This is a genomic window from Planococcus koreensis, from assembly GCF_004761975.1.
Taxonomy (GTDB): domain Bacteria; phylum Bacillota; class Bacilli; order Bacillales_A; family Planococcaceae; genus Planococcus; species Planococcus koreensis.
In genome coordinates this window covers 78,619-96,337 of record NZ_RQII01000054.1, presented here as the reverse complement: position 1 = coordinate 96,337, position 17,719 = coordinate 78,619, and the positions used below count along the sequence as shown (strand labels likewise).

The 17,719-nt window shown below is 47.3% G+C and carries 18 protein-coding genes; 14 read left to right on the top strand and 4 right to left on the bottom strand.

Translation table 11 applies throughout. From position 1 onward, the window contains the following. Nucleotides 1-375 precede the first annotated feature (375 nt). Complete coding sequence (locus EGV91_RS13110) at nt 376-1,167, bottom strand: putative hydro-lyase (RefSeq protein WP_135504440.1); 792 nt, start codon at nt 1,165-1,167, stop codon at nt 376-378. A gap of 258 nt (nt 1,168-1,425) precedes the next feature. Here EGV91_RS13110 and EGV91_RS13105 point away from each other — a divergent pair, with 258 nt between their 5' ends. Then, nucleotides 1,426-2,145 (top strand): YwaF family protein, encoded by a 720-nt coding sequence (locus EGV91_RS13105; protein WP_135504427.1) that lies wholly within the window; start codon nt 1,426-1,428, stop codon nt 2,143-2,145. A gap of 62 nt (nt 2,146-2,207) precedes the next feature. On the opposite strand, the gene EGV91_RS13100 is transcribed toward EGV91_RS13105, so the two are convergent. After that, a complete protein-coding gene (locus EGV91_RS13100; RefSeq protein WP_135504425.1) occupies nt 2,208-3,098 on the bottom strand; it encodes a LysR family transcriptional regulator in 891 nt (296 codons plus the stop codon). A 219-nt stretch (nt 3,099-3,317) separates the two neighbouring features. Between EGV91_RS13100 and EGV91_RS13095 the strand changes: the two genes are divergently transcribed. The 3 genes from EGV91_RS13095 to EGV91_RS13085 all read left to right on the top strand — a co-directional run bounded on the left by EGV91_RS13095 (nt 3,318) and on the right by EGV91_RS13085 (nt 5,630). Then, the gene (locus tag EGV91_RS13095; RefSeq protein ID WP_135504423.1) at nt 3,318-4,484 is read left to right on the top strand and encodes an MFS transporter; all 1,167 of its coding nucleotides are present in this window, start codon (nt 3,318-3,320) and stop codon (nt 4,482-4,484) included. Nucleotide 4,485: 1 nt separating this feature from the next. Then, on the top strand, nt 4,486-5,061 hold the full coding sequence (locus tag EGV91_RS17145; RefSeq protein ID WP_206662874.1) for a cyclophilin-like fold protein: 576 nt from the start codon (nt 4,486-4,488) through the stop codon (nt 5,059-5,061). A gap of 122 nt (nt 5,062-5,183) precedes the next feature. Further along, the gene (locus EGV91_RS13085; protein WP_135504422.1) at nt 5,184-5,630 is read left to right on the top strand and encodes a DUF2231 domain-containing protein; all 447 of its coding nucleotides are present in this window, start codon (nt 5,184-5,186) and stop codon (nt 5,628-5,630) included. Between the two features lie 140 nt (nt 5,631-5,770). On the opposite strand, the gene EGV91_RS13080 is transcribed toward EGV91_RS13085, so the two are convergent. Beyond that, nucleotides 5,771-7,279: a multicopper oxidase family protein gene (locus EGV91_RS13080; RefSeq protein ID WP_135504420.1), complete on the bottom strand. Its 1,509-nt coding sequence runs from the start codon at nt 7,277-7,279 to the stop codon at nt 5,771-5,773. A gap of 164 nt (nt 7,280-7,443) precedes the next feature. On the opposite strand from EGV91_RS13080, the gene EGV91_RS13075 reads away from it, so the two are divergent. The 9 genes from EGV91_RS13075 (at nt 7,444) to EGV91_RS13035 (ending at nt 16,583) form a co-directional block, all read left to right on the top strand. Beyond that, nucleotides 7,444-8,046, top strand: coding sequence for a fibronectin type III domain-containing protein (locus EGV91_RS13075; protein WP_135504418.1), 603 nt, complete (start codon nt 7,444-7,446; stop codon nt 8,044-8,046). Beyond that, entirely contained in the window at nt 7,929-8,714 is a 786-nt protein-coding gene (locus EGV91_RS13070; protein ID WP_158290614.1) for a metallophosphoesterase family protein, read from the top strand. The genes EGV91_RS13075 and EGV91_RS13070 overlap by 118 nt, the downstream gene beginning before the upstream one ends. Before the next feature lie 207 nt (nt 8,715-8,921). Then, nucleotides 8,922-9,662: a metal ABC transporter ATP-binding protein gene (locus EGV91_RS13065; RefSeq protein ID WP_135504415.1), complete on the top strand. Its 741-nt coding sequence runs from the start codon at nt 8,922-8,924 to the stop codon at nt 9,660-9,662. A 2-nt stretch (nt 9,663-9,664) separates the two neighbouring features. Continuing rightward, nucleotides 9,665-10,525: a metal ABC transporter permease gene (locus EGV91_RS13060; RefSeq protein WP_135504413.1), complete on the top strand. Its 861-nt coding sequence runs from the start codon at nt 9,665-9,667 to the stop codon at nt 10,523-10,525. Between the two features lie 24 nt (nt 10,526-10,549). Then, on the top strand, nt 10,550-11,488 hold the full coding sequence (locus EGV91_RS13055; protein WP_135504411.1) for a metal ABC transporter substrate-binding protein: 939 nt from the start codon (nt 10,550-10,552) through the stop codon (nt 11,486-11,488). 428 nt (nt 11,489-11,916) lie between these two features. Next, nucleotides 11,917-13,461: a murein hydrolase activator EnvC family protein gene (locus EGV91_RS13050; protein ID WP_135504409.1), complete on the top strand. Its 1,545-nt coding sequence runs from the start codon at nt 11,917-11,919 to the stop codon at nt 13,459-13,461. A gap of 181 nt (nt 13,462-13,642) precedes the next feature. Then, the gene (locus EGV91_RS13045) at nt 13,643-14,446 is read left to right on the top strand and encodes a hypothetical protein (protein WP_135504407.1); all 804 of its coding nucleotides are present in this window, start codon (nt 13,643-13,645) and stop codon (nt 14,444-14,446) included. A gap of 269 nt (nt 14,447-14,715) precedes the next feature. Next, nucleotides 14,716-16,089 carry a PepSY-associated TM helix domain-containing protein gene (locus EGV91_RS13040; protein ID WP_135504405.1) on the top strand — a complete coding sequence of 458 codons (1,374 nt, stop codon included), beginning with the start codon at nt 14,716-14,718 and terminating at the stop codon, nt 16,087-16,089. A 23-nt stretch (nt 16,090-16,112) separates the two neighbouring features. Then, nucleotides 16,113-16,583: a FixH family protein gene (locus EGV91_RS13035; protein ID WP_221300878.1), complete on the top strand. Its 471-nt coding sequence runs from the start codon at nt 16,113-16,115 to the stop codon at nt 16,581-16,583. A gap of 97 nt (nt 16,584-16,680) precedes the next feature. On the opposite strand, the gene EGV91_RS13030 is transcribed toward EGV91_RS13035, so the two are convergent. Then, on the bottom strand, nt 16,681-17,115 hold the full coding sequence (locus EGV91_RS13030; protein ID WP_338325056.1) for a DUF4181 domain-containing protein: 435 nt from the start codon (nt 17,113-17,115) through the stop codon (nt 16,681-16,683). Between the two features lie 250 nt (nt 17,116-17,365). On the opposite strand from EGV91_RS13030, the gene EGV91_RS13025 reads away from it, so the two are divergent. Further along, nucleotides 17,366-17,704 carry a hypothetical protein gene (locus EGV91_RS13025; protein ID WP_135504403.1) on the top strand — a complete coding sequence of 113 codons (339 nt, stop codon included), beginning with the start codon at nt 17,366-17,368 and terminating at the stop codon, nt 17,702-17,704. Nucleotides 17,705-17,719: the final 15 nt, after the last annotated feature.

The window sequence follows — 17,719 nt, the reverse complement described above, 5'->3', positions numbered from 1 at the left end:
TCGCAAACGAGGTTCTTCAAACCTCGTTTCCTGCGGGGTCTTCAGCCTTCGCTGTCCCACAGGAGTCTTCGTGGCCAGACCGGTTGTCAGCATGTAGCTTTAATTGAAGAGAGTAAACAACTCATCCATTTTTGCATAAGCAATCTCTCAAGGATTCGGAGCGCAATGCGGCGACTCCTGCGGAAGAACGGAGTGGTGAGACCCCGCAGGAGCTTGCGACGAGGAGGCTCAGCGCTTCGTCCGCGGAAAGCGTCCGCATGGAGCGCAGAATCCAGTATACCTAAGATGCAATGATTTCATATTCTTTAATTAACATAAGATTCATTTATCTAATACCTGAAAGCACTGTTTCCGAAAGGGGAAACAGTGCTTTGTTTAAATCACGCCGACACTTTCCGTCTTAATGTCCGTGATGAACATATGGCCAGGTGCATGGGTGATCATGAACGGCGGTTTGATATGGGCCGCGACTGCTTGAGGCGTGACGCCGCATGCCCAGAATACAGGAACTTCCCCTTCTTTGACCGTGACGCTGTCGCCGTAATCCGGCTGGTCCAGATCGGTGATGCCAATGCTGCTGGGATGGCCGATATGGAGCGGAGCACCATGGACAGTTGGGAAGCGGCTCGTCACTTGGACTGCGCGCACCAGATCTTTTTCCGCAACGGGCCGCATGCTGACAACCGTTGGTCCTTCGAAGCGTCCGGCTTTGACAGTCGGAATCGAGGTTTTGTACATCGGGACATTGCGGCCTTCCTCGTTATGGCGCATGGGTATGCCGTTTTTCACCAGTGCTTCTTCAAACGTGAAGCTGCAGCCGATCAGAAAAGCGACCATGTCGTCCTGCCAGAGTTCAGTGATGTCGGTCGGCTTCTCAGTCAATTCCCCGTTCCGGTACACATGGTAGCGGGGGATATCGCTGCGCAGATCGGCGGAAGGCGCGGACAGCGACGGGGTATAGGAACCGGGATCTGTGACATCGATCAACGGACACGATTTCGGGTTGCGCTGGCAGAACAGCAGAAACTCGAACGCCATGTCTTTTGGAAGGATGACAAGATTCGTTTGAAGAAAGCCGTTTGCCAAGCCGGATGTCGGTTTGTCCCAATTGCCCTGGCGGATTGCCTGGCGGATTTCATCCGTTGTGGCGTTCATCATATCATTCATCATTTATCCTCTCCCATCTCAAAAATTGTCGGTGGAGTACGGCTATCCAGCCCCTGCATTACAAGTCCTGACCCGTGCCAATTCCATTGGCTGAATATAGTGACAGTTTAACATCTTCTCTTTGCTCCGCCTAGTCGCCAATAGATGCAGGGCGTTTATGGGGCAAAATAATGGACTGGAGCCAACGGCGAATAAAACTTCTGGCAACGGCAAATAATGCTAAACTATTCTCATAACGAGTTAGAAGTGAGGGCAGCCATGGAAAACTTTTTTGATGCAAGGTCCGACTATCCGTTCCAGGTTTTTTCCACGAGCCATTTGCTGGCGTTAAGCGGAGCCCTCTTCGGTTTCCTTTGTCTTATTCTGATGAAAGATCGGCTGCCAGTGAAAGCTCAGTTGTTCCAGCGGATGCGCTGGCTATTGTTTTCCATTCTTTTAATCTCAGAAGTTTCCTACCAGTATTGGGCCATTACGCAGGATATTTGGAATTTCAGCATCCACATGCCGCTTCATTTGTGTGGGATCGCTTCTCTTGCTGCGATGTTGGGGTTATTGAGCCTGCGGCCATTTTGGATAAAGCTCTCATTTTTTATCGGCATCTTTCCGGCTTTCCTGGCCTTGGTGACACCCGAAATACCTTACGATTATCAACATTTTCGGTTTTGGTTGTTCTTTATCCAGCACACCGCCATTTCCTGGGCTTGCCTGTTTTTAGGCTTGGCTTTTCCAAATATGATCACCATCCGGACGGTGTTTTTGGTATATGCCTTATTGCTTGTGTACGCCGCAATCATCGGTTTTCTGGTGAATCCGCTCACGGAATCCAATTACCTCTATTTGGCTCGCCGGCCATCTACCGTTTCTCCTTTGGACTTTTTCGGAGACGGTGTTTGGTATTACATCAATCTGTGTTTGGCCGCCTTGCTGCTGTTTTTTATGCAGAACTTGCTGTTCCACAAGCTCTTTAAAAAAGCGTAGTTTCTCAACTTGAATTTGAGAAACTACGCTTTTTTGATTTATCCCTTATTGAAATAAGCAGCTTAAGAAGAATGCACTTCAATTGTCCGCCGCAGCTGATCCAAAAACTTCTTGGATGCATTCGAAAACACTTGATTCTTTTTCCAGACCACATTTAAATTGGCTTCCATCCCCGGTTCTAGCGGTTTGAAGCATAGCTGGCTGTCGCCCGTTGTATTAATGAGTTTGTCCAAGCCTAATGCGTAGCCAATATTCTCCTCGACCATCAAGGCGGCATTATAAATCAGGTTATAGGTGGCAACCACATTCAAATCCTGGATATTCTGGCCGAACCAGCCGCTCAACTCATTGCTGACAGCTGTTTGCCGTGAAATCAATAACGGTTTATCCAGTAGATCATTCGGATGGATGGAGGGTTTATTCGCCAAAGGGCTGTCTTTGCGCATCAACACTCCCCATACATCGGTAGCCGGTATTTTCAGGAAATCGTATTTTTGTTTATCTGCAGGTTCGATCACAACGCCGAAATCCAGCAGCCCGCTGTCGAGTTTTTCAGCGATGTCATCGGCATTGCCGCTATACAAATGAAATTGGATGCCTGGATGCTCTTCAAGCAACGATTTCAAGGCTTTCGCAATCAAGTGCATGGCGTCTGTTTCGCCGCCGCCAATGTAGATTTCGCCGCTGATGATTTCTGCAGACTGGTTAAAATTAGCTTCCGTTTTATCCACTAATTCAACAATCTCTTTCGCTTTCTTCAACAAGAACGCGCCTTCTTCTGTCAACGTGATTTTCCGGTTGCCTCTGATGAATAAAACGGTGCCGAGCTCTTTTTCAAAATCACTCAATTGCCTGGACAACGACGGCTGTGACACATGCAAAAATTGGGCTGCGGCCGATACACTCTCGTGATTCGCCAGCGCAATAAAATACTTCAACAATCGAATTTCCATAACATTCCTCCTATAGCTATAAGCTATATCAAGCTATCTGATATAGGTATTTGTTATCTGCATCATAGCATCTTATGATTGGACTAGAAAGACCGATTAATCGAAGCAGAGATGGAACATGACAATTCAAGTAAATTGCGGCTTGGTTTTAGATGTAAAAAACCAAGCGCTTTAGAGAAGCTCTACAACTCAGAATCAATGATGGAAGTGAAAAAAACTATGGAAAAATCAAAAAAACTGCTGATATTCATCTTGGCCGTTGGTGTTTTCGGCATCATCAATACCGAAATGGGGGTCATCGGCATACTGCCGGATTTAGCCGATCGGTATGGCGTCAGCGTTTCTGCCGCAGGCTTGCTGGTCAGCCTTTTTGCGCTGGCCATTGCGATCGCTGGGCCAACGATGCCATTGGTGTTTTCGCGCATCAATCGAAAAACTGTGATGTTGATGGTCCTGGGCATCTTCATCATCGGCAACATCATTGCGGTCTTCACCACAGATTTCACGATTGCTTTATTGGCGCGGGTCATCCCAGCCTTTTTCCATCCCGTTTATGTCTCCATGGCTTTATCTGTGGCGGCTGCTTCTGTCAGCGCGCGGGAAGCACCAAAGGCGATAGCGAAAGTGTTTATCGGTGTGTCCGCAGGGATGGTTCTGGGAGTGCCAGTGGTCAGCTTCATCGCCAATGCGGTTTCGCTGGAAGCGGCAATGTCCTTTTTCGCCATCGTCAACATCTTTACATTTATCGCTACGTGGCTATACGTTCCTTCGATGCCGGTGCAGGAAAGAATATCTTACGGCGCACAATTGAAGGTATTAACCAAAGGAATTACGTGGCTGTCTATTGCCGCCGTGCTTTTCTTGAACGCAGCCATATTCGGTATCTATAGCTACCTGGCCGAATATTTAGAAGTTGTCACGAATATGTCAGCCAATGCCATCAGTGCAATGCTGCTTGTCTATGGTTTGGCCAATATTGTGGGGAACGTCATGGCAGGCAAATTGCTTACAGAATATCCGATCCGTTCCGCAACGATTTTTCCCATTATGTTGACGGCTGTCTACCTGCTCTTTTTCTATGCAGCCGAATTTGCAGCGGCAACAGCTGCACTTATCGTGATTTGGGGAGTTTTGGCAGGGATTGGCGCCAATCTCAATCAATACTGGATCATGTCTGCCGCTCCAAAAGCTCCGGATTTTGCCAATGGGCTTTTCCTGACTTCTGTTAACTTAGGAACAACTATTGGAGCCAGCGCTGCAGGAATCGTCATTGCGCAATATGGAACGAAATACATTTTAAGCGTGGGTGTTCTGTCGTTAGTAGCGGCGTTTGTCTGCATTGTGCTGCGGAACTCCTTTTTTAAAACGGATAGGGAGGCTGAGTGAAATGAAAAATTGGGTGGCATTCACTTTGGCTGTGATGATCTTCTTTGCCTTGGCAGCATGCGGAAATGGCAATAGCGGAAATAACGATTCCACTAACAGCCAGGCGGCCAATGAGTCGGCTGATGAACAAAAGGAAACAAACGAACAAGAGGATCCATCAGAAAAAGAGCAAAAGGAACCAGGTCGTGATTCCAAGGAGGATGATGAGGTGAGGGGTTCAGAACAAAGAGTAAGCGTTGCTTTTGACGGCGGGGAGATCGTTGTGAAAATGGGCGATAATCCAACGAGCAGAGCGTTTCTGGACCAACTTCCTTTGACAATGACTTTTGAGGAATACGGTGGATTTGAAAAACTGAGTTACCCGCCTGAAAAACTTCCTACAGAAGGGGCGCCTTCCGGGCATGTCCCTGCACGCGGCGACTTTGCCTATTATTCTCCGTGGGGGAACGTCAATATGTATTACGGCGATTTCAGTTATTCAGCAGGGCTTGTCAAACTGGGAGAAATTGAGTCAGGTGTAGAATTGCTCGACAACATCGATGAAGATTTTACCGTTGTGATCAAGAAAATGGATTGACTTGTTATTGTTTCAAAGAGGGGCCGCATGGAAACATGCGGTTCTTTTTTATTGGCATGGCGAATTTTCATTTAATTTTCTTTTAACGGGCATAGGATGGTTTTTATATGGAGGTGAAGATCATGTTTACAACACCGTTGCATCCGATTTTAGTGCATTTCCCGATTGCCTTAATAAGCCTCGGGATTGTGACGCAGTTTCTGGCTTTATGGAAAAAAGACTTCTTTAACAAGGTTACTTTCTTATTATTGTCCACAGGATTTGTGATGGGGATTTTTTCATACTTGAGCGGGGAAGCAGCAGAGGAGTTTGCAGAAAATAGATGGGGCGAAGGGATTGAAACGTACCTGGAACCCCATGAAACTTACGCTCTTGCGACTTTGATTATTATCGGCGTCGTCCTTGCTTTAAAGGTGTTGGCCCATTACAAAAAAATACCCTTTGTCCTGCCCATCGTTCTCATCTTATGTATTGCTGGCGGAACTACGCTCACTTTAACGGGGCATTATGGCGGAAAGATGGTTTACGAACAAGATCCAACGAACGTGCAGATCAATGATGGTGATTAACTCAAATGAACTACAGGGATGCAAGACAATAGCAAAAGCGCAGTTTCTCAATTTGAAGTTGAGAAACTGCGCTTTTTTCAATTTATCCATTATTAAATTCAACATCCTAAGAAGAATGCATTTCAATCGTTTCCGGCCTGCTAATAAACCTCGATTTGTCCCATCATGCCATTGTCTTCATGTTCTAAAATATGGCAATGGAAAACGAAGACGCCTTTTTCAGGGAATGTGACAAGCAACTTCACCCTTTCACCGGGCTCGACCCGTACACTGTCCTTAAAGCCTTGTTCGTTCGGTGCGGGCTCTTTGCCATCGCGTGAAATGATCTTGAATTGGGTGCCGTGAATATGGAAAGGGTGGATCATGCCGCCCATCATATCGGGCTCATTATAAACTTCCCATACTTCCGTAACGCCTTGTTGCTGGCGCAAATCGATGCGGTCCGGATCAAAGGTCTTGCCGTTGATCGTCACCATTTCCATCATGCCGAACAACTCAATTTCCTTCGTGACCGGCATTGTTCTTTCCTCTTCGCTCACGAATGGCTCATCCGCGGTCCACATCTGAGCTGAACCAGCCGGAGCACCATCGAGCGCTACATCAAACGGCAGCAATTCGACGCCTTCGTCGTTGATGATGGCAAGGGATTCTTCATCAGTCATTGAAGAAAAATCAATGAGAATTTCAGCGCGCTCCGAAGCGGCTAATGTCAGCGCATCGGTTTCAACCGGTTCATCCAGCAAGCCGCCATCCGAGGCAATCTGCGTAAAGCTTGCGCCATTGCTTAAGCGGAACGTGTAATTTCGTGCATTCGCTCCGTTCAGTATACGAAAGCGCATGACGGGCTGGGTGACGGTCAGTTTTGGATTGATCGTGCCGTTGACGATGGAAATATCGCCTAAGGTTCCGTCAGGGTTCATGAGCCGGTTATAGTCCAATTGCTTGTTTTCATCAAATAAACGGTCCTGGAAAATGAGCGGAATATCATCGACTCCGTACTCATTCGGAAGCTCGGAAGTGGAACCGGATGACTCATCGATGAGCAGCATCCCGGAAAGGCCTTTGAATACTTGTTCAGCCGTCGAGCCGTGGACATGCGGATGATACCAAAGGGTGGCGGCAGGCTGATCGGCTTCCAATGTGATGATGCGGCTGTCGCCAGGCTGGATCTCGCCGTGCGGTCCGCCATCTATTTCACCGGGAACTTCGAGGCCATGCCAATGGAACGTTGTCGGTTCATCCAAATTGTTTGTGATTTTGACGTCGACACTTTCGCCTTGTTCCAGTTTAAGCGTCGGACCCAGCAGATCGCCGTTATAGCCGAAAGTGTCAGTCGAGATGCCTTCGAAAAATTCAGTGCTGCCTTCCTGGGCGGTAACTTCGTAATCAAATTCCTGGCCTTGTTGCTTTTCCAATACTGGTGGAATCGGCAACTCAGTCACTCCTTCAGAGGATTCGAGGCTGGGAATATTCCCTTGGCCCATCATGCCTCCGCCCATACCGCCCATGCCTTGATTTCCGTCGTTTCCGCCGCCCATATGCCCATTATTCATCGGCGAGTCCTGTTGTGATGGCATGTTATTTTCATTGTCGCTGCAGCCCACTAAGATGAAACTTAAAGCGAATGAATATAACAGGATCTTTTTCATTGTCCTTCGCTTCCTTTCAATTCTTCTGTTGCAGCCATTTTTACATAAAGATGTGGGTTTTGTGTGGAGTTTAGCAAGTATATGAAGCAGCGGATAAATTTTCACTCAACTTTCGTTTAACGAGCCTATGATGGATTTTATAAACGAAAGGTGTGGTGGTTATCATGAAAACATTCAATAACCGTTCAATCAAAAAAGGTATGGCAGCCCTTCTTCTGTCGCTTGTAGTGGGAAGTTCGGCTGCAGCGATGAACATGGCGCAAGCTGACGGACATGATGCCGTCGTCACTGATGTATCAATGGCACCCGGGCAGGATGAAACGGAAATGAACTTCTCCTGGTATGCGCCCGAAACGTCAACGCCGGGCGTATTGGAAGTTAGACGCGTCGATGCGGAAGGGACAACTCAAACTGTAACGGCTGAGCTGAAAAAAGGGGCGAGCGGATTTTCCGGCAACGAAGCACAAATTACTGGCCTTGTGGCCGAAGCACAATACGAATACCGCATTGGGGATGGAAAAGGCCATTGGTACGAAACAAGCACCTTCTCAACCCGCGATACCGAAAGTTTCAATTTCCTGTTGATGGGCGACCGCAGATCGGTTCGTCGTGGTTCTTGTCGAAAGACCGCAATAATTGGACGGATACATTGGAAAAGGCCATCAGCAAATATCCGGAAACGAGTTTTATCCAATCTGTCGGAGACCAAGTGGATGATTCGGAATCAGAGAAGGATTACAGCGCATACTTCGCGCCGGACATCATGAAGCAACTTCCTGTCGCAACAACCATCGGCAATCATGACAATGCAAAATACTATGGCTACCACTTTAATGTTCCGAATGAGACGGAGCTGGAGGATCCAGGAAATGCCGGCGGTGATTATTCATTCACGTACGGCGATGTGTTGTTCATGAATTTGAATACCAATAGCGGGAACACCGAAGAGCATGTGCAGTTCATGGAAAAGGCGGTTGAAGACACAGCAGATCAAGCCATCAAATGGAAAATTGTCGTGTTCCACCATTCCATCTACAGCGTCGGCGGGCACGCAGAGGAAGAAGAGATTCTGAAGCTGCGGGAAGGGCTTGTGCCGGCAATCGATGCGCTTGATATCGATGCTGTCTTGATGGGCCATGACCATTCCTATGCAAGAACCCATCAGATGGAAAACTTCAAACCGCTGAAAGGTGAAACGGTTAAAGGGGATGCGGCCAAGTCTCCGGAAGGAACCGTCTACATCACGGCTAACTCATCAAGCGGCAGCAAGTTCTACGATTTAGCGGATGGCAAAGAGCCGTATGTTGCGGTCAAAGCACAATTGGAAGTGCCGACGTTCACCAATGTGGCGATCACGCCGGACAGCCTGTCCTTTGAAACATACCGGACCGACACGATGCAAAAAGTCGATGCCTATCAAATCAACAAAGAGTAAGGGGGGGGGCATCCAAGAAACGAGAAGCACAGAGGGCTGTTCTTTAGCACTTTGTGCTTTTTTTTGCGTTCAATGCAGAGGATTATAACTAAAGAAATAAAAGAATCTTTTCTATTTACAATTATCCGAAAAAGGAATAAACTATTAAAAAGTTTCCTTTAGGAAAAATAATTCAACTAACAACAAATAATGTCAGGAGGGAATAAAATGGTTTCTGCACTCGTATTAAAAAATGTCCACGTCTCTTACCACGGCAAACCGGCGATTCAAGAAATTGATTTGCGGGTTGAACAAGGAAATATATTAGGGATCATCGGGCCAAACGGTGCCGGGAAATCGACTCTTTTGAAGGCGTTATTGAATCTCGTGCCGATTGACAAGGGCAGCATCGAGATATTGGGAAGCACGTTGAAAGAAAACCGCAAGAAAATCGCGTATGTACCGCAGCGCAGCGAGTTTGACTGGGATTTTCCCATCCACGTGCTGGATACCGTCTTAATCGGCACCTATCCAAACCTGGGGCTATTCAAGCGTCCAAAGAAAAAAGAAAAAGACTGGGCTTACGCGTGTCTGGAACAAGTAGGGATGGAGAAATTTGCAGACCGGCAGATCGGGGAATTATCAGGGGGACAGCAGCAGCGTGTCTTTCTCGCGCGAGCACTGGCGCAAAATGCCGATCTGTTCTTTTTGGATGAACCTTTTGTCGGGATTGACGTTTCCAGCGAAGAAACGATCATCCATCTCTTGAAAGAGTTAAAAGATCACGGGAAAACGGTCGTGGTCATCCATCATGATTTAAGCAAAGCAAATGATTATTTTGACCAATTGCTGCTGCTGAACAAGCAGGTCATTCATTTCGGAAACCCGCAGGAAGTATTGCGTCCGGAAATCATCCTGAAAGCGTACGAACGGGAATTAGCTTTTCTGCATGAAGTCGGGGTGGGTTGATCATGGCTTTTATCGAAGGGATCATCCAATACGACTTTTTGCAAAAGGCCTTGATGACTTCCATCATGGTCGGCGTCATTTGCGGCGTCATCGGCTGTTTTATCATTTTAAGAGGCATGGCGTTGATGGGCGATGCGATTTCACATGCCGTGCTGCCCGGAGTGGCGATCGCCTACGCACTGGGCATTAATTTCTTCTTCGGTGCTGTGTTTACAGGGGTGTTAACCGCAATCGGAATCGGCTTTGTCAGCCAAAACAGCCGCATCAAACAAGATACATCAATCGGCATCATGTTTACAGCTGCCTTTGCGTTAGGCGTCATCCTGATTACGGTACTCGAAAGCAGCACGGATTTGTATCATATTTTGTTCGGCAACGTATTGGCAGTCCGGCCTTCGGATATGTGGATCACGCTCGGCACCGGGGTGCTGGTATTGGTGTCGGTTTATATCTTTTACAAAGAGCTTCTCGTCACATCTTTTGATCCGACAATGGCAGAAGTTTACGGGCTTCCCGTGAGGCTCATCCATTATTTCTTGATGACGCTGCTGACGATGGTGACCGTCGCATCACTGCAGACAGTCGGCATTGTACTGGTCGTAGCGATGCTTATCACGCCGGCGGCAACCGCTTATCTGCTGACAGACCGTTTATCGGTGATGGTTTTTCTTTCCGCCGCAATCGGGGCGAGTGCTTCTGTCATCGGACTGTATTTCAGCTTCACTTATAATTTGGCATCAGGTGCGACGATTGTGCTTGCAGCGACGGCTCTCTTCTTTATGGCTTTCCTGTTTTCCCCTAAACAAGGCGTGGTTTGGAGAAAACTGAGTGCCAAGAAAAAACAGGCCAATGCACCAATTTAAATTTTACAAAAGAGGAGAATAGCGATGAAAAATAATAAAAAGTTTTTGTTTATTAGCCTGTTCTTCCTGCTTATGCTGGCTGGGTGCTCAAGCAACGAAAGCAGCTCAGCGAATGAGCAAGGAAGCAAAATACAGGTAGTCACCACTTACTCCATTATTTACGACATAGTCCGCAACGTAGGAGGAGACCGCGTGGAAATTCACAGCCTGGCTCCGATCGGCTCCAATCCGCATGAATACGATCCGCTGCCAATGGATGTCCAAAAAACCACCGATGCCGATGCCGTCTTCTATAACGGCTTAAATCTGGAAGCCGGGAATTCATGGTTTGAAAAACTTATGGATACCGCTGGCAAATCAGGAGACGAGGCTCCCGTATTTGCATTGAGCAAAGGGGTCGAGCCGATGTTTCTGACGACTGAAGGAAAAGAAGGCGAAGAAGATCCCCATGCTTGGCTGGATGTGCAAAACGGCATCAAGTATGCAGAAAATGCACGGGATGCTTTCGTCAAAATAGATCCGGAGCATGCAGCAGAATACGAGGAGAATGCGGAAGTCTATATCAGTGAATTAGAAGCGCTTCATGAAGATGCCATTGACCGGTACAGCGAGATTCCGGAAGACAAACGCATTCTTGTCACGAGCGAAGGCGCATTCAAGTATTTCAGCAAAGCGTATGATTTCCAGGCAGAATACATTTGGGAAATCAATCAGGAAAACCAAGGAACGCCTAAGCAGATTACGCGCGTATTGGATATCATCGAAAAGCAGAACATCGAAGGCTTGTTTTTAGAAACAAGCATCGATCCCCGCAGCATGGAGATGGTATCAAGGGAAACTGGCGTGGAGATCAAAGGGAAAGTGTTCACTGATTCGATCGGCAAGCCAGGAGAAGACGGCGATACGTATATCAAAATGATGGAATGGAATATCGATACGATTTTGAATGGGCTGACTAACTAGCAGATATGATTTGAGCTAAAGAAGTTAATATTTTTATGCCGCTCCTTCGCAAAGAAATATCCTAAAATGGAGTAAAACAGCGGAGAAAACATTACTACTCTTACAGCGCTTCGAGGAAATCCATTTCCTCGAAACGCTGTTTTTTTGTCCATGTACTTTTGAAATATGCTGATCTTTACGAAAAAACAATTACTTGAATAGTTAAAATAATACAGAAATATTTCGTAAATAGTAAAAATTGAAACATGGCTGTAATCTGGGGCGGAGGTTTAGCTGATATACTTAGAAAATTAAAGCTTTGGAAAATGAATTCTACAAAAATCAATCCTATAGCAATTAATTGATTTTTATACATAAGAAATAGACTGCGACATAATCGTCAATCGTATGGAGCAGCATCAGAACGATCTTGGAAGGGGAACAGATACTTGATTTCGAAATGGATGGTGACCAGTTTATCTTCAGTATTAGCTTTATCGATTTTAATCCCTACGGCTAATGCGGAGAACCTGGATAAATTAGAAGAGAAAAAGCAAGAAGCGCAGCAGCAGCAAAGCGAGCTGAATTCAGGCATCAATGAAAAAGAGGGGCAGCTCAATCAGAATGCTACGAAATTGGAACAGCTTGCCGGGAAAATAGCGGATTTGAATACCCAGATTAACGAAACAGAAGCAAAGATCAATCAGGTGCAATCCCAAATTGATCAAACAAAATCCGAAATCGATGAATTGAGAAAATCGGTTGAGGAGCTTGAACAAAAGATTGCTGAGCGTACAGAATTGCTCAAGGAACGGGCACGTGCCATCCAATTAAGCGGCGGATCGGTCGATTATCTCGATGTCCTGCTGGGCGCGAATAGTTTCGTTGATTTTATTGACCGTTTTTCTGCAGTCAACACGCTGATTGATGCAGATCGCGAGATTATGCAAAACCAGGCAGATGACAAAAAAGCATTGGCCGAACAAAAAGCGCAAGTTGAAAGCAAGCTCAATGAGCAGGAAATACGCCGTTCGGAACTGGTCGGGTTAAAAGCTTCTTTTGATGGACAGAAAAAAGAGCAGGCCGGTCTGGTAAAAGAGCTGGAAGCCGAACAGCAAAGATTAGCGACAGAAAAAGGCAGCCTGGAAATTAAATTCAGTGAAGTGATCGAAATCAGCGAAGATTTGGAAAAACAAATCGCTGATGAACAAGCCCGCTTAGCGGAAATTGCAAGAAAAGCGGAAGAAGAACGCCTGCGCAAAATAGCCGCTGAAAAAGCTGCTGCTGAAGCACGGGCGCAAGCTGCTGCGGCAGAGGCACGCGCAAAAGCTGTGGCAGAAGCTCGAGCACAAGCAGCTGAAGAAGCGCGTGCTCAAGCAACAGCAAAAGATGAAGCAGAGGCACTCGCTCAAGCGGCAGAAGAAGAGGCATTAGCGAAGGCTGCGGCTGAAGAAGCACGCGCTGCAGAGGCTCGGGAAGCTGCCAACAGATCCAAGGCTTCAGCTGCTCCCGCACCGAAAGCAGCAAGCCCTTCTGCAAGCCCAGTCCCGGAAGCGGCAGTTGCGCCTGCACCTGCACCATCTTCTAATGCGATGTTTATCAGACCCGTTGCTGGGCGTTATTCATCCGGCTACGGTGGACGGGATATCGGAGAAGGCGCTGAATCGCATTTAGGGCAAGATATAGCGAATGCTACCGGCACACCGATTTCCGCTTCAGCATCCGGCTATGTTTCTTTTGCTGGCGTGATGGGTGGATACGGAAACGTCGTCATTCTTACCCATTCGATCAATGGCCAATCCTATGCGACTGTTTACGCTCATATGAGCGCCATCAGCGTATCCGCTGGCCAAGCCGTTTCACAAGGCCAAACGGTCGGTTTGCTTGGTTCGACAGGACGCTCGACCGGCCCGCATCTGCATTTTGAAATTCATATAGGTTCATGGAACGGGGCGCGGTCAAATGCGGTCAATCCGATGAATTACCTGCAATAATTGGGAAAACAGCGTGCTTGAATTCAAAGCATGCTGTTTTTTCTTTTTGGCCTTGGTTTTGGGAAATCCCCCAGATTGTAGTAGGATGGTTAGTAACTAAAACATGAAAACCTCCACATTAAATCCGTCCAACGATAAAGAACAATTAGTTTAGCGGTTCTGGCAAAGGGAGGAAATTCGGATGTTGATAAGGAAGAATAAAACCTTATTGCTCTTTTCGGTGTTGATCGCGGTGATGGCTGCTATTTCCTCTTGGGGCGGGCTGTTCGTTGACGGGCTTTACCGGGACAATGAGCTCGTAGTTTCTGCTTGGCAAGGCAATGATCTCGTGACCTTGTTTGTCGTGGTGCCCATGCTGCTGGTTTCGCTGTTCTTTTCGCTGCGCGGTGCTAAAAAAGGCCGGCTCTTCTGGATGGGCTCGCTGTGGTATATGGTCTACAACTACATGTTCTATCTTTTTGGCGCTGCTTTTAATGCGTTCTTTTTGCTCTACGCAGCGTTGTTCGTGTTTTCAATCTGCACACTTGTTTTGGCGTTGCTCCAAACCGATGTGCAGGAATTCAGCCGAAGCTTCAGTGAAAAGCTCCCCTATAAAACAGTCAGCCTTTTCATGCTGCTGTTTGCGGCATTGCTCGGGGGCATGTGGATTGCATTGTCGCTCAGTTTTGTCTTTACGGGGCAGGTGCACGAAAGCATTACCCAAACCGGCCACCCGACTGCCGTTGTCTTTGCTGTCGATTTGACGCTGCTAATCCCTTCGATGATTGTTGGCGGGGTATTGTTATGGCGAAAAAATCGTTGGGGACCGGTAGTGGGTTCGGTGGTACTCGTGAAAGCCACAGCGTATGGATTGGCGTTAATCATCATGACAGCCATGAGTTACCGAAATACAGCTGTCATAGATCCGTTTATCCCATTATGGGTTGCTTTAACTTTGGGTTGTTCCATTGCATTGGTTTTATTGATGCGGAATATAAAACGATAAATAAATTCGTCTCTTCATAAAAGAAAGGGGCAACTGAAATCCATTTCCGAGGCCAATTGGTCTAAGGGAATGGATTTTTTAAGTGGAAGCTGAATCGAATAAAAAATCACAATACTTCATTCTTCTCTCACATTTTCTGTGTAAAGTGGACAAGCGGCAAATGAAAAAATCTAAAAACGGCTTTCTTGCGTTAGTTCCATAGAAACGTATCGGACGTCGATCCGTTTACGTAAAAAGCACCCAACGCCACGGGAAATGAGGAATACATAATGAAAAAAGAAGAAACAAAGACGGCGGCTGCGCCGGACAAGCAAAAAGGTAGCGCTTTCCACAAAACGGTGTGGAGGTGGCATTTGTATGCCGGCCTTCTGTTTGCGCCGCTGCTCGTACTGCTGGCTGTAACCGGGTCCGTGTATTTGTTTAAAGCGGAAATTGAAAATGTTCTTTACCAGGACTATTACGAAGTGCCCGTACAAGGCGAACGCGTCGCGGTGTCTGAACAAATCGATGAAGTCAGCCGGCTGTATCCGGAAGCGGTGATGACGAAATACCGGCCGGGGGAAAGTGATACTCGGTCAAGCGAAGTGACCATCACCGCTGACGGAGAATCGCTGACGGTGTTCATGGATCCGTATACAGGAAAAAGGATCGGGGAACTGAATAACGAAGACCGCATCATGGACAAAATCGAAGAAATCCACGGCGAACTGATGGCCGGGACGCTTGGCGACCGCATTGTCGAGCTGGCTGCCAGCTGGGCGGTGGTGCTGATCGTCACCGGTTTGCTGCTGTGGTTGCCGAAAAAGAAAAACGGCATGGCCGGCGTATTGTTTCCACGCTTGCGAAAAGGGCCGAAACTGCGGCGGCGTGATCTGCACGTCGTACCCGCTGTCTGGCTTTCTGCCGGCTTGCTGTTTTTGATCATGACCGGCTTGCCGTGGTCGGGCTTATGGGGAGCGAATTTCCAAGCGATCACGACAAATACCGGGGAAGGCTACCCGCCTTCTGTATGGGTAGGCGATGCACCGTCATCAGGCGTCGAAACGCAAGCAATCGCCGAAGTCCCATGGGCAGCCGAAACGCTGGATGTCCCGTTGTCGTCGGTGGAAGGGTTTGTTCCGGTGTCGTTGGACCAAGTGGTGGAAACCGCGGAGCGTGAAAACATCCACCCGAGCTATTCGGTGTTCATTCCGCAGGAGCCGGAAGGGGTTTACACACTTTCCGTCTTCCCGCCAAAAGCACAGGATGAAGCAACGATGCACATCGACCAATATTCCGGCGCGGTGCTGGCGGATTACCGCTACGACAATTACGGCGTCATCGGGAAAGTGGTCGCTTGGGGCATCACGCTCCATAAAGGATCACAGTTCGGACTAGTAAACCAGCTGGTCAGCCTGTTCATATGCCTGGGCATCATTTTCGTAGCCATCAGCGGCTTTTACCTATGGTGGAAGCGGAAACCCGGTACAGGGACAGGCGCACCGGCAGCACCTGCATTGTTCAAAACAAAATCGTTTTTATTCATCATGATAGGGCTGGGCATTCTGTTTCCGTTGGTCGGTCTGTCGATCGTCGCCGTTTGGCTGTTCGACTGGCTGGTCATCCAGCGCATCCCGTCCGTCAAAAAATGGCTGAACGCATAAGCGAACGAAAGGAGGAAGGCCGAATGAAGAAAGTGGGATGGATCGTGTGGGCCAGCATCGGCTTGCTGTTGTTGAGCGGCTGTGCGCTTCGCGGCGACGCGGCGGATCTGTACAAAAAGGAAACGCCGCTGCAAGTGGAAGTGAACGTGCCGGAAGAAATTGCAGCAGGCGGCGAGGTCCCATTGGAGGCCACGTTGAAGCAGAACGGGGAATTGGTGGAAAAAGCGGATTACGTCCATTTTGAAGTCTTGAACCAAGACGGCTCGGTGCACCAGCCGATGGAAGAAGCCATTGCAGCAGGCGGTGGTTTGTATAGCCTGCCCGTAGAATTTGAAAACGACGGCCTGTATTATTTCGTCGTGCACGCCGGAAACAACGGCTCGCTCGTGAGCCCGCAGCACCAGTTTATCGTCGGTGAATTGTCGGACAAGGAAGTGGAGAGTTTAAAAGAAGGGCCGCCGCCGGAAAAAGAAGGCAGCGGGTCGCACCATTAAGATCATCTGAAATAATAAAACCGCCGAAACCTTCGCTAATGGCAAGGTTTCGGCGGTTTTTGTGCTGTGGAATGATGCAGGTTCGTGCAGCGGAAAGTTAAAAGATACCGAAAAAATCAGTGGAAAGTACGACGAAGGCCAGAGCCAGGGCGAAAACCAATTGCGAAATCGTATACAGATAGGCATTCGGGTTCTTCGCGTATTTCCACTCCATGACCGCCCGGATTGTTTCAGTGATGAAGACCAGTACAAACAATAGGAACCAGGTCTCCAAGAACAAATAAGTCTCTTCATCAAGCCTCGTTGCATTGATAAAACCGCCGATCAGCATCAGGAAAATGAACAAAATCCGGATGCTCCAGTCGATTTTGCTGTGGGCATCATTCACGTGGTTATGGGAGAACGCTTTTGGCCGCTCCACTTTCAAGAGTTTGCGCATGAGTGCATTGAACAGGAACATCGCTAAAGACAGAACGGCAATTAACAAGAGCAGCTTTAACCAGAACGATGATTCAAATGCATACAGGATCATTCACCTCCGTGATCATATAAGATTCTATAGTTTAACTTTAACATAAAATTCCAAATAAGATGATTAGATTAGGTATTTGTATAGCTGCATTCAGATACAGGGAAATTGAATTTATGGGTATTATTGGTATGATTAAAGTTGAAGGAAATCAGAGTTCAGGAAGGGTGATTGTATTTTTTATCCGTATAATTTATATGCAGGGATAATTGCAGCAATCATATATTGTTTTGTTTTTTGGAAGCTAAGCAATTTGGGGAGATACCGAATTCCTTTGTTCATTTATGCTGTGCTGATGCAAGCGGCTTTTCTCATTGCATTCGCAGGGTTTACACATTATTTTAGAACGACTGAAAGTGTGGATAGGGATTACTTTGATGTGTTTGCAAATGGCATCTTTGTTTTTTATTTTTTGTTGATGATCCCGCTGGTGGCAGCGTTGTGCATTCATACCTATAAGGGGATTCAGAAACTAACAATTGGAAAAGCGTCGAAAATAATCATGATGATTTTATTTGTTCTTCTTTGTTTAGTGATTTCAGTATTTGGTGTCTACGCGCACTTCTTTTTCTATTATGGATTTGCCCCTTGATGGTTTTGAATACAA